The sequence below is a fragment of the Bacillus sp. FJAT-45350 genome, from assembly GCF_002335805.1.
Classification (GTDB): domain Bacteria; phylum Bacillota; class Bacilli; order Bacillales; family NISU01; genus FJAT-45350.
Genome location: NZ_NISU01000001.1, coordinates 1,361,629 through 1,387,843, shown reverse-complemented (window position 1 = coordinate 1,387,843; position 26,215 = coordinate 1,361,629). Strand labels below are relative to the sequence as shown.

At 34.7% G+C, this 26,215-nt stretch carries 24 protein-coding genes; 6 read left to right on the top strand and 18 right to left on the bottom strand.

What is annotated here, in order from left to right; all coding sequences use genetic code 11:
• Positions 1-41 precede the first annotated feature (41 nt).
• The 6 genes from cydC to CD003_RS06990 all read right to left on the bottom strand — a co-directional run bounded on the left by cydC (position 42) and on the right by CD003_RS06990 (position 7,316).
• On the bottom strand, positions 42-1,757 hold the full coding sequence (gene cydC, locus CD003_RS07010; protein ID WP_096200446.1) for a thiol reductant ABC exporter subunit CydC: 1,716 nt from the start codon (positions 1,755-1,757) through the stop codon (positions 42-44).
• Positions 1,754-3,475 (bottom strand): thiol reductant ABC exporter subunit CydD, encoded by a 1,722-nt coding sequence (gene cydD / locus CD003_RS07005; RefSeq protein WP_096200445.1) that lies wholly within the window; start codon positions 3,473-3,475, stop codon positions 1,754-1,756. The genes cydC and cydD overlap by 4 nt, the downstream gene beginning before the upstream one ends.
• 3 nt (positions 3,476-3,478) lie before the next feature.
• Positions 3,479-3,580 (bottom strand): cytochrome bd oxidase small subunit CydS, encoded by a 102-nt coding sequence (gene cydS / locus CD003_RS22575; protein ID WP_373558534.1) that lies wholly within the window; start codon positions 3,578-3,580, stop codon positions 3,479-3,481.
• 13 nt (positions 3,581-3,593) lie between these two features.
• Positions 3,594-4,610 (bottom strand): cytochrome d ubiquinol oxidase subunit II, encoded by a 1,017-nt coding sequence (locus CD003_RS07000; RefSeq protein WP_096200444.1) that lies wholly within the window; start codon positions 4,608-4,610, stop codon positions 3,594-3,596.
• Positions 4,607-5,953, bottom strand: coding sequence for a cytochrome ubiquinol oxidase subunit I (locus CD003_RS06995; protein WP_096200443.1), 1,347 nt, complete (start codon positions 5,951-5,953; stop codon positions 4,607-4,609). Before CD003_RS06995 ends, CD003_RS07000 begins: the two co-directional genes overlap by 4 nt.
• 238 nt (positions 5,954-6,191) lie before the next feature.
• Positions 6,192-7,316: an NADH-dependent flavin oxidoreductase gene (locus CD003_RS06990; protein WP_096200442.1), complete on the bottom strand. Its 1,125-nt coding sequence runs from the start codon at positions 7,314-7,316 to the stop codon at positions 6,192-6,194.
• Positions 7,317-7,567: 251 nt separating this feature from the next.
• Between CD003_RS06990 and CD003_RS06985 the strand changes: the two genes are divergently transcribed.
• Complete coding sequence (locus CD003_RS06985) at positions 7,568-8,293, top strand: hypothetical protein (protein ID WP_096200441.1); 726 nt, start codon at positions 7,568-7,570, stop codon at positions 8,291-8,293.
• A 160-nt stretch (positions 8,294-8,453) separates the two neighbouring features.
• Positions 8,454-9,425 (top strand): GGDEF domain-containing protein, encoded by a 972-nt coding sequence (locus tag CD003_RS06980; RefSeq protein WP_096200440.1) that lies wholly within the window; start codon positions 8,454-8,456, stop codon positions 9,423-9,425.
• 99 nt (positions 9,426-9,524) lie between these two features.
• Here CD003_RS06980 and CD003_RS06975 read toward each other — a convergent pair whose 3' ends face one another.
• From CD003_RS06975 to CD003_RS06955, 5 genes are all read right to left on the bottom strand, one after another.
• Positions 9,525-9,869 (bottom strand): polysaccharide deacetylase family protein, encoded by a 345-nt coding sequence (locus CD003_RS06975; RefSeq protein WP_096200439.1) that lies wholly within the window; start codon positions 9,867-9,869, stop codon positions 9,525-9,527.
• 22 nt (positions 9,870-9,891) lie between these two features.
• Complete coding sequence (locus CD003_RS06970; RefSeq protein ID WP_096200438.1) at positions 9,892-10,104, bottom strand: DUF1540 domain-containing protein; 213 nt, start codon at positions 10,102-10,104, stop codon at positions 9,892-9,894.
• 102 nt (positions 10,105-10,206) lie between these two features.
• On the bottom strand, positions 10,207-11,487 hold the full coding sequence (locus tag CD003_RS06965; protein ID WP_096200437.1) for an ATP-binding protein: 1,281 nt from the start codon (positions 11,485-11,487) through the stop codon (positions 10,207-10,209).
• 177 nt (positions 11,488-11,664) lie between these two features.
• Positions 11,665-12,057, bottom strand: coding sequence for a rhodanese-like domain-containing protein (locus CD003_RS06960; protein WP_257008246.1), 393 nt, complete (start codon positions 12,055-12,057; stop codon positions 11,665-11,667).
• Between the two features lie 184 nt (positions 12,058-12,241).
• Positions 12,242-13,246, bottom strand: coding sequence for a DUF3231 family protein (locus CD003_RS06955; RefSeq protein ID WP_096200435.1), 1,005 nt, complete (start codon positions 13,244-13,246; stop codon positions 12,242-12,244).
• A 513-nt stretch (positions 13,247-13,759) separates the two neighbouring features.
• Here CD003_RS06955 and CD003_RS06950 point away from each other — a divergent pair.
• Positions 13,760-14,179: a VOC family protein gene (locus tag CD003_RS06950; RefSeq protein ID WP_096200434.1), complete on the top strand. Its 420-nt coding sequence runs from the start codon at positions 13,760-13,762 to the stop codon at positions 14,177-14,179.
• A 141-nt stretch (positions 14,180-14,320) separates the two neighbouring features.
• Here the strand turns inward: CD003_RS06950 and CD003_RS06945 are convergent, their stop codons facing one another.
• From CD003_RS06945 to CD003_RS06930, 4 genes are all read right to left on the bottom strand, one after another.
• Positions 14,321-15,907 (bottom strand): ABC transporter permease, encoded by a 1,587-nt coding sequence (locus tag CD003_RS06945; RefSeq protein WP_096202277.1) that lies wholly within the window; start codon positions 15,905-15,907, stop codon positions 14,321-14,323.
• 9 nt (positions 15,908-15,916) lie between these two features.
• Entirely contained in the window at positions 15,917-16,807 is an 891-nt protein-coding gene (locus CD003_RS06940; RefSeq protein ID WP_096200433.1) for an ABC transporter ATP-binding protein, read from the bottom strand.
• 186 nt (positions 16,808-16,993) lie between these two features.
• Positions 16,994-18,724: an ATP-binding protein gene (locus CD003_RS06935; protein ID WP_096200432.1), complete on the bottom strand. Its 1,731-nt coding sequence runs from the start codon at positions 18,722-18,724 to the stop codon at positions 16,994-16,996.
• Positions 18,725-18,893: 169 nt separating this feature from the next.
• Positions 18,894-19,625 (bottom strand): STAS domain-containing protein, encoded by a 732-nt coding sequence (locus CD003_RS06930; RefSeq protein ID WP_257008245.1) that lies wholly within the window; start codon positions 19,623-19,625, stop codon positions 18,894-18,896.
• Positions 19,626-20,142: 517 nt separating this feature from the next.
• Here CD003_RS06930 and CD003_RS06925 point away from each other — a divergent pair.
• The 3 genes from CD003_RS06925 (at position 20,143) to CD003_RS06915 (ending at position 22,261) form a co-directional block, all read left to right on the top strand.
• Positions 20,143-20,691 (top strand): hypothetical protein, encoded by a 549-nt coding sequence (locus CD003_RS06925; protein WP_179295470.1) that lies wholly within the window; start codon positions 20,143-20,145, stop codon positions 20,689-20,691.
• Between the two features lie 174 nt (positions 20,692-20,865).
• Positions 20,866-21,858, top strand: a complete 993-nt coding sequence (locus tag CD003_RS06920) for a LysM peptidoglycan-binding domain-containing protein (protein ID WP_096200430.1) — start codon at positions 20,866-20,868, stop codon at positions 21,856-21,858.
• Between the two features lie 199 nt (positions 21,859-22,057).
• Complete coding sequence (locus CD003_RS06915; protein WP_096200429.1) at positions 22,058-22,261, top strand: cold-shock protein; 204 nt, start codon at positions 22,058-22,060, stop codon at positions 22,259-22,261.
• A 280-nt stretch (positions 22,262-22,541) separates the two neighbouring features.
• Here CD003_RS06915 and CD003_RS06910 read toward each other — a convergent pair whose 3' ends face one another.
• The 3 genes from CD003_RS06910 to CD003_RS06900 form a co-directional block, all read right to left on the bottom strand.
• On the bottom strand, positions 22,542-23,003 hold the full coding sequence (locus tag CD003_RS06910; RefSeq protein WP_179295469.1) for a CarD family transcriptional regulator: 462 nt from the start codon (positions 23,001-23,003) through the stop codon (positions 22,542-22,544).
• Between the two features lie 397 nt (positions 23,004-23,400).
• Positions 23,401-24,096: an OmpA family protein gene (locus tag CD003_RS06905; protein ID WP_096200427.1), complete on the bottom strand. Its 696-nt coding sequence runs from the start codon at positions 24,094-24,096 to the stop codon at positions 23,401-23,403.
• Complete coding sequence (locus CD003_RS06900; protein WP_096200426.1) at positions 24,089-25,921, bottom strand: MotA/TolQ/ExbB proton channel family protein; 1,833 nt, start codon at positions 25,919-25,921, stop codon at positions 24,089-24,091. The genes CD003_RS06905 and CD003_RS06900 overlap by 8 nt, the downstream gene beginning before the upstream one ends.
• Positions 25,922-26,215 lie beyond the last annotated feature (294 nt).

Below are 26,215 nucleotides of genomic sequence, written 5' to 3'. Positions count from 1 at the left end.
TATACTTACATTTTGATAAAAATCATCATAATTACGATAATCTAATTCTCCAAATAAGAGTCTTCTATTTGCTTCAACTGATAAAAATAGCCATTCTTCTCCATTAGCTCTGAAAATGTTCCCTGCTCGATGATACTCCCTTGATCCATGACGATAATTTGATCCATCTTCTCAAGACCAGATAGGCGATGACTGATTATTACCATTGTATCGTCTTCCCCACGACTGAAAAGAAGATCATATACTCGTTGCTCAGTCCAAGTATCTAGTGAAGATGTAGGCTCATCAAGTAACCACAACGAGCCTTTTTTTGCGACTGCACGAGCTATCGTAAGTCTTTGCTTTTCTCCGCCAGAAAGATTTTCCCCTTTCTCCATTACTTGATCAGATAGAGTGAAATGTGAAAGCTGAGCCTCCGCTAGCAGTTCTTCAAGTTCAGCATCAGTTAGTGAGTCATTTGATAATAGTAAGTTATCCTTTATTGTGCCTGCAAAATAATGATTTTCTTGTAAGACGACCTTTGTTTTGGCCCATAGTTGCTCATGTTCTACGTCACTAACAGCAATTCCACCTAACAATACTTCTCCACTAGTAGGTGGGTACAAGTTCAAGAGTAGCTTCAGTATTGTAGATTTACCAGAACCACTTGGCCCAACGATTGCTGTCTTACTACCAGCTGGTAAATTAAATGTAACTCCTTTAACTGCTTCCCTATGTTCTCCTGAAAAAGTGAGGCTTACATTATCAAACGTAATTGATGAAAAATCTTCTGATAATACAGTTTTTTTCTTCTGTTCCGGTTCTTTCTGTCCCATTGCCACTGAATGAAGTCGTTTTGCCGCTCTTTCACTTTCTTCATAATAGATAGGCAATGTCGCCATCGGTGTAGAGTGATCAAATAATGTAAGGCTTATCATTACAATCATTGCTAAGAATAGTCCATCTAGTTGACCAGTTGCTACCAAATATCCACTAACGGCTATGACCGACCAAAAAATGAGAAAGGAAGTCCCGAGGTTTACAGTGTGGTTTACTGTTGCCTGCTTACTCGCCCTTTCTTGCTCAGAAATATAAGCATTTGAAGCTCGAACTAATTGCTCTTCTTTCTTGTTAACCAGTTGATGAATTTTCAATTCTCGAAATCCTTGGAACCACTCTGTAATCTCTGTAGACAGGTTTGCTCTTTCCTCAATAATGTTAGTAGATACTGCTCTTTGTCTTTTTGCAAACCACGCTGGAATGATGAGTCCAGTTAGAAGTAAACCAATTGTCAGTAACAAGACAACCTCTATGGTATAGAAAGAGATGAATAGAATCGTACTTAGAAACACTGTCACCATTATGATTGGTGGATACAACACTCGAAGGAAAAAGTTCTGTAAGCTTTCGACATCCCCTACGATTCGAGCAAGTAAATCACCACTTCTATACTGCTGAATAGTACTAGGTGACATTTTTTCTAGTTTTTCAAAAAAGAATACACGTAAATCACTGAGCATTGTGAAGGTCGCTCGGTGTGAATAATAACGTTCACCGTATCGGCTACCAGCACGAATGATACTACCTATTTTTACTACAGCGACCATCCCAATTAATATATATAATGGAGGCTGAAGAGCAGCTTGAGAAATTAAGTAACCGTTCGCTGCAAATAGACCGACTGCTGTTATTCCTGCTAAATAGCAGAAAACAATTGACAAGACCATATCTCTTCTTTTGTTAATCATTACGCGAACGATTTGGATGAGTTCCTTCATTGCTCTTCTCCTCCCCTTTCTCTAGAAAATAACTGACGATAAGCATGTTCCGAGTTGCTTAACTGCTCATGTGTTCCTTGAGCTATAATTTTTCCATTTTCAAGAAGTAGGATATGATTCGCTTGCTTCACCGTTTGTAACCTATGTGCAACAGTCACAACTATTGAAGAAGTAGATAATTCTTTAATAGACTGATGAAGCACTCTTTCGGTCACTAAATCAAGTCCCGATGTTGGTTCATCAAATAGGATGATTGATGGCTCCTTTAAAAAGGCACGTGCTAAGGCGATTCGTTGTTTTTCACCACCAGATAGTCCTCTCCCATCTTCACCGATTATTGTTTCTAACCCATTCGGTAAAGAATCAATTAGCTCTATCAGTTTGGCTTTTTTTGCTGCAATTAGGATGTCTTGTCTTGATACATCAAGTCCGAGTGAGATGTTCTCAGCGATCGAACCAGAAAACAAATACGGATGCTGAGTAATATAACTAACGTTGTTAAACCAATCCTTCTCGTTGTAATCTGAACGATTACGACCATTCACCAAAATATTACCGTAGGATTGCTTTAATAGACCAGCAATTAGATGAAGTAATGTAGTTTTACCAGCTCCACTCTTCCCGACGATCGCAACTTGACTAACAGTTGGAAGACTAGCATTTACATTTGTTAATGAGAAATTTGTATTTTCATAGCTATAGTTCACATCTTTTAACTCGAGTTTTAGAGGGCTAGTTTTTAATGACTCATTCCCCCACGATACAACTTTTGTATCTTTATCAAGTGCTTCTTCTAATTTAGAGGCTGCTCCTGTACTACTACGACCAGCATGAAAGGCACTTCCTAACTCTTTTAACAGATGAAAGAATTCAGGAACTAGTAACAGGATAAAAAAGGCTGTAAAAAAGCTAACTTGGTCAAATACAACAAGTCGAAGTCCAAGCTCCAATGCAACAAGGCCAATACTAAGCATCGAAATGAATTCCAACATTAATGAAGAAGTAAATGCTATCTTCAATATTTTCATCGTTGAATCTCTGAAATTCAGACTACTAGATTCAATCACATTTTTGTAATGACCAGAACGTCCGTATAATTTCAAGCTAACTAGTCCTTGTAGTGTATCTAAAAACCTGCCTGAAAAAGATGATAAACTATCGAGCTTCTCCTCGGATTTTTGCTGAGTCGCTTTTCCGATTATAATCATAAAAATCGGTATAAATGGTGCTGTCACAAGGATAATCAACCCAGAATAGAGATGTTGTGAAAAGACAACAATCAATATCATGACAGAGACAATCGATGAAACAATTCTTTGTGGAATGTACTTACTATAGAAACTATCAAGCTCGTCAACTGCATCTAACATAACACTTACTTTTTTACCTGACTGCTCCTTATAAGAGGTAAGAACCGACTGACAGGAATAGGCCTTTAAGAGCTTCTTCCGGTAATCAGCTTTGACTACGGACGCCATTTTTACCCCAATCATTCCAGTTCCATATGATAAAAGAGCGCGTAAAAGCAGCACGAATAATAATCCGATTAATAGTGGTACTACTTGCTGAAAAGCATATTTGCCAAGAAATAGATCGTCTACAATGGAAACAATCAAATAAGCTTGTGAAATAACGACAAGACCGAAAGCTACTGCCATGCCATAAAGCGCATAATAACATCCCTTCTGTGCACGTGCTAGCTTCTGTAGTGTTTTCATTTATTACTCCTCAAACTTCGTGCTTTTTGTTGCGACGATAAAAGAAACAACCACCGCCACCAAGACAATTAGGAGTGGTGCATAGAATAATAAGAAATTATGCATCGTTACGTCCTCCTCACACTTTTCCTTTTTTTATATAAGGCTTATTCATAATAAACAGCTTGAAAACGAGATACAAAGAAGGGATGAGTAACATTAGACCTAAAATAAATACAGCGATTAATGCATACGCCATTGTTTCATTCGTAAAGCCATCATAAATCGTCAAATACGGATACAGTAAATACGGATATCGTGATACTCCGTAAGCGTAAAAGGCAATCGCGAACTGCAAGACTACATAAATAAATGACCATCCGTACTGTCCTTTTTTCAAGAACCATAAGCTTACTAGAAAAGATACAAACGATAATGCGAATAGCCACCAAAGTGATACCAAACCTTCAAAGTGAGAAGGGTTATGCCATTTCATTTCAATGATGATTCCTACGGCTGTGATTATGGTAGGAAAACTCCAAATCCATGTGTATTTCTTAAATAATTTAAGTGCTTTCCAGTCCTCAGCGACAGATGAATAATACGCTAAAAAGCTTGCTGAGATAAACAAGACACTCACTAAACTTAGTACTACTATTGACCACGCAAATGGACTAGTGAACAATGCTACATAGTCTAAGTCAATTCTTCCAGAAGGCATTTCACGAATGAAACCACCTTGTGAAACGATTAATGCTGTTGTTAATGAAGCAGGAATGAGTACCCCTGTCACACCATACATCAACGTATATCCGAAATGCCCTTTCGTTCCGTACGTACTGAAAGCATAATAGCTTCCCCGCAACGCTAGTAAAATAATTGAGATACTAATCGGTATTAACAGCACTGTCCCGAAATAATAGGCTGTTTGTGGGAAAAATCCAATCATCCCAATGAAAAAGAAAACAAGGAAAACATTCGTAATCTCCCAAACTGGAGATAAATAACGCTGAATAACAGAGTTAACGATATGATGTTTTCTTGTCACAATCGTAGAAGCATTGAAAAAACCAGCCCCAAAGTCAATGGAAGCGACAATAACATATCCGAATAGGAATAGCCATAATACTGAGATTCCTAGAATTTCGATTGTCATACAGCATCCCTCCCTTGTTCAGCGCTCTTCTCTAACTCTTTTTCTACTGGATTATTTTTAAACATACGAGTTAACACAATGGCAGTACCAGCCAGTAAGATGAAATAAAGTACAGCAAAGGCAATAAACATGACCCAAACATAAGGAGAATCTGTCGCACCTTCTGCTGTCGTCATGAACCCTCTCATAATCCAAGGTTGACGACCTAGCTCTGTAAACCACCATCCAGCTTGTATCGCTAGCATTGCTAATGGTCCAGAAGCTACTAGTGAATAACGGAACATTTTCGTTTTTATAAACTTCCACTTAAATTTAAGTGCTAACAGGTAAATCATCGACAATACTGTAAGCCCAATCCCAATCGATACCATAATGTCAAAGAAATAATGGACGATATATGGTGGATGATATTCTTCTGGAATATCATTTAAGCCTGTTACGACTCCAGAAAAGTTGTTATGAACTAGGAAACTTAGTGCATAAGGTATTTTGATTCCATATTTGACTTCATTCGTTTCTGTTAATATTCCAAAAAGTACAAGTGGTGCTTCCCCTTCTGTTTCAAAATGCCACTCTGCAGCTGCTAGTTTTTCAGGTTGGTATTCTGCTAGGAATTTACCTGATAAGTCACCAACAAGAGCAGTCGCAATACAGAAGATAAATCCAACTTTCATTGTTAAAGACAATGCTTTTCGGTGATACTCGTGACGGTTCCCACGCATCATATGGAAAGCTGCAATCGAAGCAAGCACAAAGGCAGATGTCATATAGGCAGACGTTAACACATGCGCTACCTTCGTCGGCATCGCAGGGTTGAACATTGCTAGTAATGGTTGAATATTTGTTAATTCACCATTTAATAGGACAAAGCCCTGTGGTGTGTTCATGAACGCATTTACTGATGTGATAAATAGTGCTGACATTGCTCCACCAATTACTACTGGAGCTAGTAAATAAAAATGATGTTTCGGATTTTTAAATCGATTCCACGTATATAAATAAATTCCTAGAAAGATAGCTTCAAAGAAAAAGGCAAATGTTTCCATAAATAACGGTAATGCTACTAGCTGACCGGCAAACTCCATAAACCGTGGCCATAATAATGCTAGTTGCAGGGCAATGGCAGTACCAGTTACTACCCCAACAGCTACACTAATGACATAACCACGAGCCCAACGTTTTGCCATTAATAAATAATGAGGATCATTTTTTTTTAAACCAAGCCAGTGTGCTAGCATGATAAAAAGTGGTACCCCAACACCAACTGTTGCAAAAATCACATGTACCGAGAGCGTCAACATTGTTAAATAGCGGCTAAATTCAACTGAATCCATATTCTCCACCTCACAACTCGCATTTTTAACATAAATACTATACTCACAGTATATACCTTATTACATTGTGAATTTATTCACAAAAGAAACAGTTTTGTTACAGATGTTTGTATAATCTGTGACGGAGTGATTTTCATTTGATTCATTATGACGAAGTTTTAATGAACAGAAAAACTGCCCTTCCATTGTTAAAAGAAGCTAACAATAGAGAGCAGTTCAAATCTGTAATGATTTATATTAAAACCTTTTACTTTACCCCTGGAAACCATCCTGGTGTATTCACGATTACATTCCATAAACCATCTGGTACAACTAGACGCTCTTGTTCAGTAAGGTTGAGTTCAGTAACAATATCAGCTTCTTTTCCTTCTTCTATTTTCTGAACCCAATCGGGGTCAATTATTAGCTCTCTTCCTAATGCAAGTAACGGGATACCTGTTTGTTGTGCTTTAAGTGCATCGTCAGCTGTTTGAATTGAGCCCCCTCCCATAACTGGTACACGCTCATTAACCTTTTCTTTAATTAATTCCATACGGGACAGCTCACCTTCTACTCCTCGTTTTGCAGTAGACCAGAAGTCCATTAAAGAAACATGAAGATAGTCTATTTCCTTACTTGCTAATACGTCAACTAGCTCTAATGTATCTCCCATTGTAATACCAGGTGTCTCTGGTTCTTCAGGTGAGAAGCGATAACCCACGATAAATGGTTCTTTAGCATGTTCAGTAACTACACGCTTTACTTCATCAACTATCGCAAGAGGGAATTTCATTCGTTTTTCTACACTGCCTCCCCACTCATCTTCGCGACAGTTCGAATGAGGTGAGAAAAATTGTTGAATTAAATATCCATTTGCGCCGTGAATTTCAACACCATCAAAACCAGCCTCAATTGCACGACGAGTCGTATCACCAAAATCCTTGATAATAGACTGTATTTCTTCTTCTGATAATGCACGTGGTGTAACGGCATTCGGTTGCTCAGCTGCTACGGCACTAGCACTGACGATGTCTCCATTCGGTACTAATTCAGGAGGACACATACGCCCACCATGAAAAATTTGTAATACAGCTTTGGCACCTTGTTCTTTTATTGTTGAAGCTAACTTAGTTAAGCCAGGTACCATTTCATCACTGTTACCAGCAAATTCATTTTTAAATCCTTTACCATTTTCTGAAACATAAATACATGCTGTAATTACCATACCTACGCCACTAGAGCGACGAGCATAATAATTCAGCTCATCATCTGACACTGTACCATCAGGATTTGATGAGAAATGAGTCATTGGAGCCATTATCAAACGATTTTTTAATTTCGTTCCGTTGCCAAGTGTAACTGTTTCGAATAGTGATTCATATTTATTGTTCAATTCGAAGTCCTCCAAATATTAAAATTATTACATTGCTATATCATTCCATTTTAAATTGTTTTCCATTAAATTAAAAATTATTTACCTTCCACATTTCCCTATCCAATAAATTACATTACAAAATATCCAACAAACTAAAGGAATCAGTAACTTCAAATAGAAGTATTATTATTTATGCTTTGGCAAGTATTTCATGTTTTTTGTAGGTTTGGATATTCTAAAAAGGAATTTAGATAGTAAGGAGATTTGCTATGTCTTACGATGCCTTAATTATGGGCTTTGCTTTTATACTAATTCATTTATTTGCAAATACGTTAATCCCATCAGATAGAATTCAGAGGTTAAAATGGTTCTCATTTTCTGGTGGTTTGGCAGTATCGTACGTATTCGTTTATGTCCTGCCCTCCCTTCACAAAGAGCAAACACTAGTGAAGGAGCATAGAAATTTATTTACGATGGAATCTGAGTTATATTTTATTGGTTTATTAGGTGTTTTAATATTTTATGGGATTCAAAAAGTTGTTCGTAAGGCACAGGCAAAGAATAAAACTGGTAAAGCAAGAACCCTCTTCTGGCTACAAATCCTGTTTTTTGGTGTATACAATATGCTCGTTGCCTATACAATTATTTCTCATGATGTTGCTGGTGTTCAGGCTGTTTTTTATGGCATAGCTGTTGGTCTTCATTTCGTTGCAGTTGCCCATGATTTATGGAGAGAGTATGCAGATATTTATAATAGCATCGGAAGATATGTACTTGCTCTTGGAATTATTGGTGGTTGGCTTATGGGAATGACTGTAAATTTGACACCACTGGCTGAATCGATAATTTTTGCATTTATTTCAGGGGCAATGATCTTGAATGTACTGAAATACGAGCTACCCCCTGATGAAGAAGCTCATTTCGGTACCTTCGCTTTTGGAGTTATTTCCTATACAGCTATTACCCTATCGTTAAAATATTTCTTTGAATGGTGATGTGACAAGATACAAAATTAGTTGTTATTACATACTGAATAGGGAGTGTCAACAATATAACTATTTGTATAAAATAAAAGTAATGTGTGATACTCCCGAGCTTTATAACGTATTAATATACTAATAAAGTCCTAATTCAAATGTTCAAGAGGTGATTACTATGGAGAAGTTTTCAAAAAGCACAGGTTTGCCTACCAATGCAAATCAATCAAAGAGAAAAATGATAAGTAATCATACTTTTGATTTTCAACTGGACCAATTACGAAATGAATACAGAAAGCTTCAGCATATTATTGAACAGTTTGATGAAGGTATGATTATTACTGACCCTAATCAAGTGGACAATCCGGTCATATACATGAATCCTGGTTTTACGAAATTAACAAAATATACACGTGAAGAAGTAATAGGAAAAAATTGTAGGTTTCTACGTGGTAAAGATACGGACAGCCAAGCAATGGAAGATATTAGAATCGCGATAAAAAATAAAGAGCCTATTACAACGGAACTATTAAACTATAAAAAAGATGGAACCCCATTTTGGAATGAGCTAAAAATTCGTCCTATTTTTGATGATTACGGCGAACTTCTTTATTTCGTAGGCATTCAAACAGATGTAACAATTAGACGAAATGCATTAGAAATGGCTTATTACGACCCCCTCACCTCAATCCCAAACCGTCGCTACTTATTAAAGACATTAGAAGAACGATTGAAAAACGAAGATGATGTAACTTTGATGCTATTTGATATTGATGATTTTAAAATAATAAATGATACGTACGGACATATTGCCGGAGATGAATTGTTATTAGAGATTTCGCAACGAATAACACAAGCAGTCCCATCCCATTTTACTGCGAGATTAGCAGGAGATGAGTTCGTTGTATTATTATCAACTGAAGATAAAGAGGAGATTTACACGATTGTGACCAACATTATTGAATCATTTACTTCAGGATTCCAGATACCCTCCCTTAACACAAAATATATAACAACATTTAGTATTGGTATCTCCTGTTCTTGTCGACACGGAAGGACTTCTGAAGAATTAATTCATAAAGCAGACATAGCAATGTATGAGGCGAAGAAAACTTTTGGAACCTTTTACTGTTTTTATGATTGGGATTAAAAACAACTGAAGACTGTCTCAACATATAAATGAAATTGAGACAGTCTAAAGCACTAAAGTGTAGTTAAACGTGTCTAATCTTTTTGAATAATCTTGTTATTATTTATACCCCAATAACTCTGAAACAGTTGTAAACCTATATCCTTGCTCTTGTAGTGTTGTTATCATTGGACTGACGGAATTTAGTGATTCTCGTCTGCTTTCAAACATGACATGCAATAGAATGATAGATCCAGGTTCAATCTCGTCTTTAATGAACGATGGAGATTTAAACACCATACGAGTGTGTGAATAGGAATGATTTCCAATTTCATGTCCTTCCTCTACAATTTGTATCGCCTCTTTAAAATAATTTTCAATTTCATGACCAGTTAAGTAAAACGTCCCTTTTACATCATGTTCTCGTAAAATTTCTAAATTCCAAGTAAAAAGGAGCTGTCTCATCGACAACTCCTCACTCGAAAAGCTATTTATTTTTCGGTTTAAATGTTTTACAGCATGTTTCTGCTGAAGAATTTACTTTATCAATGTGATTTTTTTCAGTTAGCTCTGATGACATTTCTGTATTATAATTTGCATGGTTATCAATCTCGACCATAATTTTTTCAGCAGTGCATACGTTTCCTTCACCATAAAATGAACAGTTTGCGATTGAACATGACACTTCTACTTTAGGCATGTTGAAAAACCTCCTTAATGATTATCCCGATGAGTTACTATTTTGCGCAATAACACATTGATTACTCACGATAAGGAGATTTTCCAGATTGTAGTACAGTCATTAATTTTGGATTTCAGGACAAGGTAACGTAATCACAAACCGCGTACCTTTATTTTTTTCACTTTCCACTTCAATATGACCTCGCATAACCTTAACGATACTATAAACAACCATCGTACCAAGACCGGTCCCTTTAGAACCTTTTGTCGTGTAATATGGCGTACCTAAACGCTCAAGTTGTTCCTGGTCCATGCCAACACCACTATCTGAAATTGAAATGGTTGCCTGCCGAGTTTTTTCATTGAGTATTAATTCTATATCTAACCTACCACCTTCGGGCATCGCTTCAATTCCATTTTTCATTAAATTTATCAAACACTGATGAAGCTTTTGTCTTTCTCCAGCTATCACAACATTTGAATTTTTTTCAAAGAGTATCTCTACGTTATTCATCACTGCATATGGATTCACGATGTTAATTACATATTCAATCTCATCTTCAATATGTAATAGTTGGATATTGTCTAATGAAGGTTTTGCAAATGTGAGATAATCATTAATAATGATTTCAGCACGTTTTAGCTCTTTTAGTGAATAATCAACATATTCACTTCTTTTTTCTGGAGGTATATCTGGGTCCTTTAAAAGCTGAAGAAACCCGCTTGTAACCGTCAATGGATTTCTAACCTCGTGTGAAATACTAGCTGCTATTTCACTCACAATTTTCATTTTTTCTAATTCTTTTACTTCTTTTAAAAGCAGGTTTTCTTCACGTACTTTTTCAATAAATCTAATGAAGAAAATGACCCCAAATACTGGTACAGTATGTAAAAAGATAAGTATTATTAATAAAGGTGGTGTTAAATTTAAATTATAGACTGCTACTACAATGATAAACATGATTGGAGTAATTAATGAAATATTCGTTGCCAATTTGATTTTCTGTCGCAGGTTTGTTAATTTTTGAAAACGTGGGATACAAAACCATAGAAAACTATAGATAAAGAAAAACTCTAAGGCTGTAAACCAAATACCAACTCCACCTATGTAAATGCGAAAGCTTAGTAAAATGACTAATAAAATAAATCCAACAGTCCGTCCACCATATAATGCACCTATAATAAAAGGTATATGTCTCATATCAAAGATAAAACCTTCGATAGGATTAATCGTAAAAATCATACACAAAATAATTGAAATACCCGATACAAACGTAATAAAAACAGAACTATAATTTTGTGTATATTTCTCTTCAATATATTTATAATAAATAAAGAATAACGTTCCAACAAATGAAATATTTAAAAGAAAAATCGCCAATTCATCTTTAAATCCATCCATTACATCCACATCCTACAAAAGCTATAAACATTACATTACTATAGTAACATTAAATTTTTACATGCGGATTAAAAGAGATAATTCATAATAGTTGGAAAATATAATAATGGAGTAGATGATATTACATAGTAAGTATCTCAAAAAGAGACTGCCTCCTTTTGAGATACTTACATTCTATCACTTTATAACATGCCCTTCCCAAGCTAATATGCCACCTTTAACATTGGTTAGATTGGTATATCCTAAATCTTTTAGTAGATTAGCAGCTTGAAGACTTCTATTTCCACTTCTACAGAAGATGACTACTTGTTGGTTCGTAGGTATTTGATGATGAGTTTGTTCTAACTGGCTAAGAGGAACATTAACCATACCCTGTATATGTCCGTCATTAAATTCATTAACTTCACGAACGTCTACAAAGAAAATTTCTTCATCTTGCTTTTCATCTAACAGAGTTGCTAATTCTTCTGTACTAATTTGTGCAATTCCTGTTGTTAGCGTAAATTGATATCCTAAATAACCAACTATTAAGAGAATAGGTATAATGACTTGCCAATACTTCTTAATCAATGCTTTGTCCTCCTTCATGAGAATATAACTTATTATATTACTACCCCTATCGGTATTTAATCAATAGTTTTAAACTTACAAACCTTAACTTCACTGAAGTAACGAGGTCGCATATTTTTATTTATGGAATTTAATAGAAGCAACTGCAAAAAATAGAGTTGCTTCCTACTGGTTATTTATTGCTTTACTTCTTTATTAATTCATCTCGATCATCTGCTTGTGGCGGTTCTTCTAACCATCCATATTTAATCATAAGATTAGCTCCATCTTCAGCATACAACGATATCTCGGGAATTAATGACGCATATTTCAATCCTAAATCTCTTCTTGGACTAGCAGCTAACGCCATACCATAGTTACCAATTCCAGAAGCGTTCATAGCGGAAATATGAAACATAAGGAGTTTATCTGAAAAAATTTTAGAAGTCGAATCTAATATTGCTGAATCCCAAGTCATTGGGGCTGGTAAGTCTTCTTCTATTAAAAAATTACTAAAACTCTTAATATGTTTATGGGCTATATCCATCCCTCTTACCATATATTCCTTAACTTCAGGTGTTTGAGCAATCTGCGCAAATCCAGATATAAGTGCTTTTCCAATCGCATTCCCTTGTACATTTAAATAAAGGTGAGTTACTTCTATTGAAGAGATCTGACGCTTTTTACCTAAAAATCCAGCTAAAAATTGCTGTCTTTCCACAAAATCAACTTGGTCTGGTACAGAGATATAAGGTGGTTTTATATATGTCCCTTGTTTCAGCAACAAGTCACGGGTCAAGTCTTGTAGCTTTATCGATTTGGACAGTACCCGTTTGTGGAAGGTCACTACATCAGGACGTGTTACTAGTCCTAGTGCTGCACTACTTGCTGCCAAAGCGAGGATAGACATATGTCGTAAATACACAAGCATGAATGTATCAGAGAAAAGCTTCGGAGCTTCGGGATTAACGTCTTGCTCTGTAAATCCTATTGGGATAGGGAAGTTATCTTTTGTAAATATCTCTTTCATGAGAGACAGATTTTCTTTAGCTTCATTTAATGTATATTCAATGATTGGACGTACTTCCTCGTCCTCTACTTTTTCTAAAAAATATGTATTCATACAAGTTGCTAGTGTATCGTTAATATACTGTGTCCACAATGTAGACATTTCAGCAGCGGTTAAACGTATACTTGATTTATCTTCCATAAGGAAACCTCCTAACATCTAAAATAATATGTCCCAAATAGGAAAAGACAATACATAAACTATCTATATAAAACTTTTTAAAAATAGCTATAATTAGTTTACATTTTGTAAACAATAGTAATAGTGTTTTTAATAAGCACTATACTTCAATGTGGAGGGATTCCTTTGAGCATAGTACTTCACTTATTTCCAGCCTTGTTTTTTAGGATAATGAGAATCGTCTTCTTAATAAAAAAAATCACTTCTACGATAAACAATAAATTAAGAATACATTCTATGAGTGGAGCCTTAGCTATTCAATAAGTATCTGTTTCACATTGTTGTTGGCAAGTACAATTTCTGTACTTGCCTTTTTCGTATGACTTTATAAGTTTTTTCGAGTAAGGCCACCTCAATTCAGTTTAATAAGTATAGTCAAATTATTAAAAATGAATGATGGTATAAGTAAAAACTTTTGTTTATGAAACATTTTGGATAAACTTGTGATAAATCATTTTTTAATGATATTTTTTTATGGCTATTGATGTGTACCTTACTTTTAATGGGAATTGCCGTGAAGCAGTAGAATTTTATTCAGATGTTTTCAAAACAGAAGTACCACAAATTATGATATTTGGAGATTCTCCACCGAATCCTGAATACCCTTTACCAGAAGAAGCCAAGAATTTAATCATGCACGCACGACTAACGATAAATGGAAGTACCGTTATGTTTTCTGATACATTCCCAGGGACTCCATTTGTTACGGGAAACAATATAAGTCTTGCGGTGGTAAGTAAAAACAAAGAAGATATTCAATCTTATTTCGATAAAATTAAAGAAGGCGGAAACGTTGGCATGGAGCTTCAAGAGACATTTTGGAGTAAATGCTATGGGCAAGTCACTGATAAGTTTGGCGTCATATGGCAGTTGAATCTCAATACTGAAGAATAAAATCCGCAAAGAGGAATTTGCTTTCATTTATCCACATTGAACTACCTATATTTACGCTAAGCAATACCAAAAGCCCACTGAAAAAGCGAATTGCATGCTTTTTTTCAATGGGCTATTACTTATCCTGAGACCTATCTTGATTTACCCTTCAAGGTCACGATTTTTATAGCTAGTAAATCCAACGATACATAGTGCTATCGCAATAGAAGTTATGATGAACAGCTTAACTATCGAAATCTCTTCCACTGGATACTGAGGTACATGTCCAAATGGCGATAACATTCCTAACCAATCAGGAAAGTCTAGTAAGCCCCCTAAATAGACAACCAAAAATGAATATCCTAAATAAAGCCAACTAATATTAATAAGTTTAGGAAAAACACCAATAAGTAATACAGTTATGCCAGTCATAATCCAAATAGCTGGTAAATAAATCATTGCTGCTTTAAATATAACTGTGAAAGAAATAGCCTCTTCCATCACTAGTGATCCTGCTGACCACAATCCAAGTAAAGCAAGAAATAACATGACAAAACCAAATGAAACAGAAAGGAATAAATAACTCCCTATTAATTTATTTCTTGATACTGCTCTAGTTAACAAGTTTTCAGTACGGTTCTTTTTCTCCTCTGAGCGAAGCTTTAGCATAAACAACAAAGCAGGGACAGTACACATCATTGATATAACTGCCATCAACATAGTCAAAAATTGTTCCGTTAATGAATACCCTTCTACAGGAGTTAACATGTTTTGTAGCATTTCATTATTTGCAAAAAAGGATTCTAAATCTCCCAATACCGAACCATACGTCAGACCTAACACAAACATACCTATTGCCCAAGATATGATACTTGTACGTTGTAATCGAAAGGCTAACCCGATAGGACTTTGTAAAAGAGGTGAGGCATACTTTTTCCCTGGTTTAGCTGCTAAAAACCCTGATCCTACATCACGTATTTCGTTTAATTTAAGAGCAATACCCGCTAGTATTATGGAAAAAACTATTGTTAATATGATAGGCCACCAGTAATTATTGACATATACCTCTGATTTAACAATCCACCCTAATGGAGAAAGCCAAGATAAAGCTTCATTACTAACATCACCAACAGCTCGAATCAGATAGGCTCCTCCCAATACTGCAAATGAAAAACCAATCGTACCTCTAGAGTTTTCCGATAGTTGTGCAAATAGCGAAGTAATAGATGTAAAGAAAAAACCTGTAGCTCCTAATGCTGCTCCATATAATAGGGAGCCAGCTAAATCCATGCTTTCTAACTGTAAACTAAAAAGACCAAATCCAATCATTATAGCTAATAGCGTATTGATAGAGAATAAAACAATTATTGTTGCACTTATATTTGCAAGTCGACCGACCGGGAGAGATCTAACTAATTCTACTCGACCTTCTTCCTCCTCTTCTCGAGTATGTCGTGTAACGAGTAAAATACTCATAATCGCTACTACAATTGCAGTGAATAATAACATTTGATGTGCCATCATTGGTCCTTCAGTATAATCATCCAATCCGTATCCTGGACCAACCATTGCGATCATTGCAGGATTTTTCATTGTTTCAGCAATTGCCTGTCTTTCTGCATCTGATTGATATAAACCAGTAAAAGCCGAAGCTGTAATAACGGTAATTGCTATCAATGCAATTAACCAAGTGGTTATTCGGATTCGATCACGTCGTACTATGAAGCGTATCATACTTCCTGTTTGCATCCACACTGGTTATTCGCCTCCTACATTCTCATAATGACGCATAAATAAATCCTCTAATGTAGGTGGTGAACTTTCTAGTTTGTTTAAACCGAATTGACTAACATGCCTGATCACTTCATCTAATTCTTCAACATCAACTTGAAAGGAAATTGTTTGTTCATTTTTTTGTATTTCGTGAACTCCTTTTACGTTTTCTAGATTAAGAATTGGTTGCTTTGTTTCGATTATTAAATTCGTCCTTGTTAAATGACGTAATTCATTTAATGTACCAGTTTCAATCATTTTCCCTTCACGTATAATTCCTACCTTGTCACATACCTTTTCAACCTCAGATAAAATATGACTAGAAAGTAGGACACTTTTCCCAGCTTTTTTCGCATCGAGAACACATTCTTGAAATAATTTTTCCATTAGTGGATCTAGACCTGATGTAGGCTCATCTAAAATATAGAGTTCTGCATCTGATGAAAAAGCTGATACTAATGCAACCTTTTGACGATTTCCTTTTGAGTAGGTTCTACACTTTTTGGAAGGATCCAATTTAAATTTTTCGATTAATTCATCTCGAAGCTTCCTGTTATTCGAGCCACGCAATTTCATGAATAAATCTATCACTTCTCCACCTGTTAAATTTGGCCAAAGATTTACATCGCCAGGTACATACGCCAGTCGTTTATGAATGTCGACTGCATCGTTCCATGCATCTTTGCCAAAAATTTTCGCCTCACCTTCAGTCGGTTTCAAAATTCCTAGCAAGATACGGATCGTAGTCGATTTTCCTGAGCCGTTTGGTCCTATGAAACCATACACTTCTCCACCGTTTACTTTCATGTTTACTCCATCTAATGCAGTAAATTTTCCGAACTCTTTTGTTAAATTTCTAGTTTCTAATATGGTCATAATAAAGACCTCCCAAATTATCAAATAACAATTAACATCAATTTTTTTGAATTGTATATCATTCATATTACATATAATGCCACTTCATTAATAGATCTAATTAATAATTTGTTCAAACTCAGCACAAAAAACGCTCTATTACAATAAGTAAACTGAGCGTTTAATGAGTAATTGATATAATATTTATTAGGCAATTACTCTTTCACTGGTTGCTGGTAAAGTAATAGTGAATGTCGTACCACAACCAACTTTGCTTTCTAACTGGATTGTCCCCTCATGGCTTTCAATTATTTGATAGCAAATCATTAGTCCGATTCCAGTCCCTTTTTCTTTCGTTGTATAAAAAGGCTCTCCGATTTTATTAATTAATTCTGTCGGAATCCCGCAACCTTGATCAATGACTTTTATTTCAATATTTTTATTAATTTTCTTAACGTTTATCTTGATAATACCGCCATTTTTCATCGCATCAATTGCATTCTTGACCAAGTTAATAAAGACTTGTTTAATTTTTGTTACTTCGCAATTTATGTTTAATTCTTCTTCAGTAGTTTCAAGGATTATTTCAATACTCTTCATATTTGATGGGGACGTAAGTAATAATATAACGTCTTCTACAATTTGAATGATATTATGACTACCTCGGTTCTCAGAATGAGGCTTCGCAAGTGTTAATAATTCACTAGAAATTTGCTCAATACGTGAAAGCTCGTCTTCAATAATATCATAATACATCTCTTTATCTTCATTTGTATTTCTTAACATATGGAAGAACCCTTTAATAGCTGTTAGTGGGTTTCTTAATTCATGAGCAATACTAGCTGCAAGTTCACCTGCTATATTCATTTTTTCAGAACGAATAATGAGTTTCTCATTTTCTTTTTCCTGAGTAATATCAACAAAAGAGTGCATTATCGCTGGTTCTTCCTCAAATATAATATTGATTGACTTTACTAAATAAAATTTCTTCTTACCGTTTTCGTGAATAAACTGATGTTCATGCACCGTTTGATTTGACGCATTGGGTACATCTAATTCATAACTAGAAAAGAAATCCTCAAGCGTATCTTTACCTATTGTATTTATGGAAGCAATAGAGAAATTCTCTTCCGCAACATCGTTCGTATAAAGAATCTTTGATTTACTTCTAATAATAACAGGAATTGGAAGTTCATTAATGATCGTTCGAAGTTTAAACTCACTTTTCCTAATTACTTCATTTTTTATTTTAAATTTATTATTCTCAAATACTAAATGGCTTTTTTGATATTTTAGGTCTTTAATTTTTTTTCTTACTAGCTGTGACCTTACTACCTCTACGGAAGAATAATCATGATGTTTCCGATTGTAAAAAGGTGATAGATTATAATCATCGTCTGTCATAATATGTGTGTGTGTTTTGAGTAACTCATTTTGTAAATAAGCTGGAGAAGATATATTGCTATATGAACAGACCGAAATCATGTTTCTTTCGGTAATATATTTATCCTTTGAGCATTCATAAAATTTAATTGAATCCAGTATGTTATCCGTTGCAACAGGTATTTTCCCCCATGTTCGTATGGAACCTCCTTTATCAATAAGAGGTTGTACAAGTGATTTCAGATTAGCTCCTGCTTCTATTCCGTCAAATTTTCCATCAATAAGATAAAACTCATCAGATTTTATGTATGTAACATAGTTCATTTGCTCAATTGTCAAGTTCATTAATGACAATTGGTCTTTTATTCTAATTGTTATTTCTTCGTTTTCAATTAAAAATACGAATGCTTCTTGTAGGATACCTTCATAAATGAAGCTAATCGCATTCTCTATATATGTATCAATATCATTATACATGTAAAGGATATGTGCCCCACTATTGATGACGGAAGGACTATTTGTTAGTTTACAAATAATTGTGTTGAATGTAAGCATGCGTTTCCCTCACTTTATTTTTTATACACCTAATTGTCTTAAATACCCTATTCAAAAAAAAATAAACCTATTCTTAATAAAAATACTATCAAATCTATTCTTGATAGGAAAATAGAAAAAGCAACCCCTTAGTTAGTAAGGAATTGCTTCTAGCGTCTCGTACTTATAATTATTTTTTTGTTAATGTATAACCCGCGTATTCAAGTGCACTTTGTACGTCTTTTACCATTTTTGTTTTGAATTCTTTGACATCAAAATTATTTACTTGTTTTCTTGCAAAAGTTGGAGTAACCCCCGTTATTATTGTTTCTACACCCATTAATTTGAGGGCATTAATAATATTAAAAAGCACATTTTGAACATTACTATACGAATCATCTTCTAAACGAAGCTTTGACCAATCCATGATGAAATAATCAAATTCCTTTTCAGCGACACTATGTAACACATCTACCATGATTTGTTCAGTACGTTTCTCATCGACAATACCTTGCAAAGTAAGTAGTGCAACATCTTCAGTAATAGGAATAATTGGAACGCTAAAAAAACCAATATTGTAATTCATATAATCCAACTCTATCATATGAGATAAAATATTAGCCATATTTTTTAGATATACTATGTCTTCAGCTGAAAACGTTCTTTCTCTACGATCCATTACACATAATGTACCAAATACATTCCCTTTTAAATCCTTTAACGTAACACCTAGAAAACCTTTTGTGTTTAAAAGCTTTGTTACTTCTAATTCTTTTGTTAACTCATCTATTGCTAAATTAGTTGTGTGCATAGCATGACCTTTGTTACTAATAATTAGTCTACAGTATGTATCACCGTATTCAACGCTGTAACCTTCTGGAATGATCTCTTCTTCTTTATTATAAGAACTTAATACAGTCATAGCTGTATCGCCTCTTTTTGTTACATAAGCTGTCTGTACATTCAAACGCTCACTGATTAATGAAAACATTTTTTAGAAACAGTAGTCAATGTATTGAATGTTGGATTTATTTTTACTTCGTCTACAGTCAGCATAGTCACCCCCGTAAATTAAAACACTTATATCATTACTGGTGTAGTGACTTAGCCTCATTTTTCCAATGATTTTGCACAAATTATCTGGAAAATTCATTTTAAGATTTATTAGATTATTTTATTTATGGAAATTAATTCAAGTAATACATACCGCAATTAAGACCATAATAACTCAGGTACTGCTTTACCAAACATTTTAAATGGTGCAGTCAACTTGGAGGTGCATTACCATTTTTGGAATGTTATTCTTCTTAGTACTTTTGGGCTTTGCTGTTGCAATTGGTATTGTTTATGCTACAGGTCGCAAACGAGAAACAGAGTCTAACTACCATCTAGTTAGACCAGTCCCAATCACTCAAAACAAATTTCAGGAGGAATTCGCTATGGAAAAGGACACAAAAACACTTAGAGACGTTGATGCAAAAACAAAGGCTGCTGCTGAAAAGGCTGTTATTGAAAGAATTACTGAATCAAAAGTCGAGGAAGAAATTGGAGATGAGTTAATGCCTCTAAGAAATCAATTACAAACGATGCAAAATGCATTAACACAAATGCAGTCTACTCAACAACAAAGTGGTATGGGTGGTACGGCTTCAAACCAAACAATGCAATCTTCAAACGAATTACTACAACAAATGCAACAATTTAGTAGCCAAGCACAACAGCAACAACAAAAAACATTCCAGCAATTGCAACAATCAATTCAACAAGCTACACAAACATTAGGAGGTGTTGAACAGTCACTTCAATCATTTAACATGCTTAACCAAATTACTCAACAAATTAACCAATCTCAGCAACAATTACAACAACAACAACAGCAAGGTCAAGGTACAAACCAAAGTCAAGGTCAAGGTCAAGGCCAACAATCACAACAAAATCAATTCCAAAATTCTTCATATCAAAACCAAAACAATAGCTCATTACAATAGAGATTTAAACATTACTACTTCTGGAAGAATTCTCTCTTCTAGAAGTAGTTTTTTACATAACAATGGAGATTAAAAAAATGTTATGGAGAATATATTTATGATCGTACAACAAACTAAGGAATGACCAAAACCCCGCAAAGCTACGAATACGATTTTTAAGAAAGGAAATTGAATATGAAAAAAAACATTGTGTTCATAATTTGTTTGTTTTTTTGTGTGTTGCTTACGTATTCTCCTGTATTTTCGGCAGAATCTGGTCCTAGTAATATTTATGTCGTTAAAACAGGCGATACAATCTCCAAAGTCGCAGAAAGATTTGATACGACAGTTGATGAACTAATAATAACAAATGGATTGCAATCTAATACGTTATTAGCCGGACAAAAATTGTGGGTACCGGTAACTTATGAAGTTGTCGTTGGTGACACATTAAAGGACATTGCTATAACACATAATTCATCAATAGAACTAATAAAAACAATAAACGGACTGTCATCAGAAGAGCTGTATACTGGACAAATAATCAAAATTGTTCCACAAAAAATGACCATGCAAGGACAGCATATTCTTATGACAAGAGAGGAATTTAAAGATTGGTTATTTCACAATGAATTCAACAGACCGATTACAAAGATCCAGCAACATCACACATGGGTTCCGTCATACAAACATTTTGATGGCTCAAACCATTTTAGAATGTTAAGTGGGATGGAAAATCATCATATAAACAAGATGGGTTGGAGTAATATCGCTCAAAACATTACGACATTCCCAGATGGGAAAATAGCCGTATCTAGACCTTTTAATGTAGCCCCAGAAGGTTCAATTGGTGCTACTGCTAACACAGGAGCTCTTTCGATTGAACATGTTGGGAACTTTGATATCGGGAATGATGTAATGACGGAACAACAAAAGGAAACGATTGTGTATATTAATGCCTTACTTTGTATTAAGTTCGGCTTATCTCCTTCCATAGACAGTATCACATACCATCATTGGTGGGATTTAAAAACAGGAGAAAAGGTATTAGATAATGGGCCAGATTATAATGTGAAAACTTGCCCTGGTACAGGATTTTTCGGTGGAAATTCAACATCCAGTGCAAAGAAATATTTCTATCCACTTATCTCCGGTAAAATAGATGAGGTGTTAGCTTCTATGGAATAAAGCCTTTCTTTCTTTGTGGATTTTGTACCTATTTTAGTTTAATTTCAATTTTTTGCATTTATTTCCGTTTTCTGCTATAATAAAGAAGAATTATTTTTGTTCGGTGTAAAGGATAGTATGAATATCGACTTTTCGTCTTGATGATACTTTGGGCAAGGGTAGTATTAAATGTGTGGTAACGCACTAGGAGGCAACAAAGATGGAAAAAGGTACAGTAAAATGGTTTAATGCAGAAAAAGGTTTTGGCTTTATTGAACGTGAAATTGGAGACGATGTATTCGTACACTTCTCTGCTATCCAAAGTGAAGGTTTCAAATCATTAGACGAAGGTCAAAAAGTAACATTTGACGTTGAGCAAGGTGCTCGTGGAGATCAAGCTGCTAACGTTCAAAAAGTTGCTTAATCTTAAATCGTATATACAAACAAGCTCTTTATATAGAGGATGCTGAGTAGCCTTGAAGTAATGTGCGAAGTCGTTGCCTCTTTTCAAAAGCTTGCAATGAGTGGGTTTCTCATAGCAAGCGAGCAACGTTCGGAGTCATTACTGCTTCTCGAATCGTCTTGATTGGACTTTTTCAGTGCCCTCTTTATATAGGGCCTGTTTTTTTTGTTTTTTGCATATCAATAAAAAAACTACTCAACGTTCGAGTAGGGAGATGCAATACATTATTTAAAAGTTAACCTTAATAGAAACTTTTTATTTGATTTTCAGTAATCCCTTTAATTAATCCTAGTTCACTAATCAAAAATTTATGTGCGTTATCTAACATTTCTTTTTCGCTTGTATTAAGTGCTTTTTCTTTTTTCATACGCATTAAATCACGTACAACTTCAGCACAATCTTGTATTTTACCGGTTTTTATTTTGTCCATGTTCACTTTATACCTTTGTTTCCACGGCAGTAATCTATCTGATTCTCCATGCTGAAAAATGTGTATGATCTGTTTTAATGCAATTATGTCAGTAACAGGGCGTAAACATGAACTCAATATTTTACCCGTAGGAATCATAACTTGCATATTACCGATTAACATTTTTATGACATAATACTGTCGTTTGTCCCCTGAGATTTCCTTTTCTTCTATGGCTTTTATTATACCTGCACCGTGCATTGAATAAACAATGTTATCGCCAATTTGAAACAAATAACCCACCCCCATATATCGTAACCTTCTTAATCTTAACATGTAAATTATTTATTATCAAATTTTTAATAATATCATAAATTTATTTTTCTTGTCAACTATTTTTTTATTTAAAAATCAGAAAAATCAGAAAAAAGTAATCGTGTAGAATAATCAATAAATGAAAGGTAAATTTTCCTGTGTATATTCTGTAACCTCTACTAACCCTTAAGGAACATGAAGACTGCTGAAAAAGTGTGATTTTCACTTTTCCAGCAGTCTTATTAAGTAATGCTTGAAGCCGTTACATCATTTAGTGGCTGCTATGATTTGTTTAATCATTGTAAGCGCGCAATCTGAGAAGCCATTACCACTTCTTGAATCCATTTTATTCTATCTTTTCAGCAATTTCAGGTTATCAAGTTCCTCCCAATAATTCCCGTGTCTTTTCTAAAATCTCTTCATCCTTTAAACGGAATTTAAACTCAACACGACGAGAGGCTTGATTACTGTAATTCCCATCTTCATCGGTACGTCCATCCGTATAAGACCTTCCATTTACCGTTAGTTTCTCTTTTAGGTGTTCTTGGATGTTTTTATATGGAAATTGGTCGCTTAGAATATATTCTGCTACACTAAACGCCCTTTGCTGAGAAAGCTCTAGATTATACAAATAGCTACCGATACTATCTGCATGACCCTCTATTATGATTTCTGAAATATAGTCTTCATACCCACTTTCTAATAAGACATCTAAATATGCGGGAACAAATTCATCTAAAAACTGAAATGCCTCTGGCTTTAAAACATCTGAATCAAATTCAAATAAAATATCTGTATTAAAAATCATCGCACCTGTTTGCTCATCGATTTCAATGCTTAACGTAGAATCACTAAATTCTTCATTCAACTCCGTAATTAAATGGACTCTGACACCCATTATTTGATCAATTGTTCGTTTCATTTCTTCAATTTGAAATGATTTAATAACCATCATGATTATAAAAATCAAGATAAAACAAAGTAAAATCGCCGTTAATAAGTCAGTGAATGATGGCCAAAAATGTCCTTCCTCCTGTTCACCGTTAAATAGCTTTTTATATTTATTAATCATTGCTTCCAACCCTTACACGATTACTTTGTTGTTGTCTCATTGCTTCTTGGTATAGAGCTTGAAGCTGGCGATTTAACTGGTGAAGCTCTTGACTCAAATCACTGACGGTTTGTTGCATGTAACGAGCACTTCTTTGTTGGTTATCTTCTGTAATTTCTCCTATTTGTTTAAATTCTTTCTTCACTGTGTCATTCATATCAACTACATAGTCGCCAATGCTTCTGCTCACTTTATCTAGTTTATCACCAAGCGTACCCTCTAAATTGCCGACATATCTAGATAAAGTGTCTTTGAGTACACCAACGCTTGTTTCAATTTGATTCTCTCTTTGATTAAACGAATCTGTCATATGGGCTATCGTACGATTGATTTCATTTAGTAATTGATTATTTTTCATACCTATTTGCTCATAAGATCGAGTTGCGTCATTTAAATGTTTCTCAAAATTTTGTGAATCTGCAGCATGAGTTTTTAAATGGGTATTAAATTCCCTATTAAACTCTTTCAATTCATCAAACCGATCCGATAACAGGTTCTTATATTCCCCTTGTACAGTGTTAATCGTTTCTAATGCTTCTGGAAGACGAACGATAGAGTTTCCTAGTTTATCAAAGTCATTCTTCAATGCTCTTAAATGTGTGGTAATTCCAGTTAATTGAGTAGTAAGATCGTTACCAAAAATGCGTTCAAACTGTTGATTGTTTTCCTTCATTACTTTTACAAGATGTTCGCTCTGTGCGTTCATTCTATCAAATGCCCCTTGTATGGATTCCTGCCTTTCTGCAATGGAAGAGAAATAGTCTTTTAAATCGACTGTTGTTTGTTGGAATTGGTTTAATGTTTCCACTTGGGAGTTTGATAGTTGCTTCATATTTTTATATGTTTCAGTAAAAGTATTTGTCATGAGCTCGTTTCTCTGGTCCATTTTATGGAAGTAAGAAAATAACTGATCGAAGTTCTTATTGAGCTTCCCTACTCCTTTATCAAAGTCATTTGTAACTTCTTTGATGCTATCAAAAATGACTGTGAAGTCCTTGAGATTATTAGATAGACCTTCATTAAACTTTGCCAAATCTCGAGCAGATTGCTGCAAACCAACCGTATATTCTTGAAAGCCTCTAAACGATTGAACGACCTCGTTTAACGATTCCTGATTCGTTTCTTTTAGTTCAACTATTGAAGAATTAATTGATTCTGAGACATCAATAAGACGACTTATCCCATCTTCTTCCTGTTCTTCTAAATGGGATTCTGTCTTTAACATAATATCGGTTAGCATAAATTCCGTATTCGCCACTTTCGTAACTACTGTCATAATTAGAGATAATCCCATACCCGCAATACTTGTATAGAACGCTACATCAATACCCGCAAGTACCAACGCTACATTTTCGACTAGCTGGTCCCCAGTTGCATCGATGCTTCCTAGAGACATAGCAAGACCTATGAATGTTCCAAGTACCCCAACTAGGATAAAAACAGAGACGGTCATCTGAATCATTTTAATCAGACTGACAACTGGTACGTTAAACATACGCCAACTAGAGAATTTATTTTGCACAAATGTCTCAGCTTTCACAGATTCTTCTTTGGCCTTATGCTCGTACTCTGCTTGAAACCGATTTAACGGATCAATATCCAAAGAACCCGTATCAGTTATAAAATTTCGAATTCTCCTTAACTTACTAAACAAAATGAAATGAATGAGAATAGCCACAATAAATGTGACAAATAGTACCATGAAAATTAATTCAATCAAGGAATTAGATAAAATCGACTGGGCCTGTTGTTCACTTGTAAATAGTTTAAGAATCGCTTCAACCATGAAAATCCCTCCTGTCAAAACTTAGTTAGCATAAAATCAAATTGTTGAAGAGCACTTGCCAGTCCTACTTCTTTGTTAATAGCTATTCAGGATTTGGACAAATCATGCACTAAGAAAAAACGAATTTTCTTAGACGTAATTTGTAGGAGATCTTGTTGTAATAAAATTCATCATTTTGACGAGCAGTACTACATTTCATCTAGTATTTTTTATAGAAAAAGGCCTGTTCTTAGTACATTACTGTACAAAAGAACAGGCCCTCTATTTCTACCTATCATTCATTATTTCCCAATC

Coding starts and splice junctions, on each gene's coding strand:
- CD003_RS06965 (WP_096200437.1), bottom strand. CDS start 11,487: ATGGATGGATTTAAAGATGAATTGGCGATTTTTCTTTTAAATATTTCA.
- CD003_RS06970 (WP_096200438.1), bottom strand. CDS start 10,104: ATGCCTAAAGTAGAAGTGTCATGTTCAATCGCAAACTGTTCATTTTAT.
- cydS (WP_373558534.1), bottom strand. CDS start 3,580: ATGCATAATTTCTTATTATTCTATGCACCACTCCTAATTGTCTTGGTG.
- cydD (WP_096200445.1), bottom strand. CDS start 3,475: ATGAAAACACTACAGAAGCTAGCACGTGCACAGAAGGGATGTTATTAT.
- CD003_RS06975 (WP_096200439.1), bottom strand. CDS start 9,869: ATGAGACAGCTCCTTTTTACTTGGAATTTAGAAATTTTACGAGAACAT.
- CD003_RS06940 (WP_096200433.1), bottom strand. CDS start 16,807: ATGACCATATTAGAAACTAGAAATTTAACAAAAGAGTTCGGAAAATTT.
- cydC (WP_096200446.1), bottom strand. CDS start 1,757: ATGAAGGAACTCATCCAAATCGTTCGCGTAATGATTAACAAAAGAAGA.
- CD003_RS06950 (WP_096200434.1), top strand. CDS start 13,760: ATGGCTATTGATGTGTACCTTACTTTTAATGGGAATTGCCGTGAAGCA.
- CD003_RS06955 (WP_096200435.1), bottom strand. CDS start 13,246: ATGGAAGATAAATCAAGTATACGTTTAACCGCTGCTGAAATGTCTACA.
- CD003_RS06920 (WP_096200430.1), top strand. CDS start 20,866: ATGAAAAAAAACATTGTGTTCATAATTTGTTTGTTTTTTTGTGTGTTG.
- CD003_RS06900 (WP_096200426.1), bottom strand. CDS start 25,921: ATGGTTGAAGCGATTCTTAAACTATTTACAAGTGAACAACAGGCCCAG.
- CD003_RS06925 (WP_179295470.1), top strand. CDS start 20,143: ATGGAAAAGGACACAAAAACACTTAGAGACGTTGATGCAAAAACAAAG.
- CD003_RS06935 (WP_096200432.1), bottom strand. CDS start 18,724: ATGCTTACATTCAACACAATTATTTGTAAACTAACAAATAGTCCTTCC.
- CD003_RS07000 (WP_096200444.1), bottom strand. CDS start 4,610: ATGACAATCGAAATTCTAGGAATCTCAGTATTATGGCTATTCCTATTC.
- CD003_RS06930 (WP_257008245.1), bottom strand. CDS start 19,625: ATGACTGTATTAAGTTCTTATAATAAAGAAGAAGAGATCATTCCAGAA.
- CD003_RS06905 (WP_096200427.1), bottom strand. CDS start 24,096: ATGATTAATAAATATAAAAAGCTATTTAACGGTGAACAGGAGGAAGGA.
- CD003_RS06985 (WP_096200441.1), top strand. CDS start 7,568: ATGTCTTACGATGCCTTAATTATGGGCTTTGCTTTTATACTAATTCAT.
- CD003_RS06915 (WP_096200429.1), top strand. CDS start 22,058: ATGGAAAAAGGTACAGTAAAATGGTTTAATGCAGAAAAAGGTTTTGGC.
- CD003_RS06945 (WP_096202277.1), bottom strand. CDS start 15,907: ATGCAAACAGGAAGTATGATACGCTTCATAGTACGACGTGATCGAATC.
- CD003_RS06980 (WP_096200440.1), top strand. CDS start 8,454: ATGGAGAAGTTTTCAAAAAGCACAGGTTTGCCTACCAATGCAAATCAA.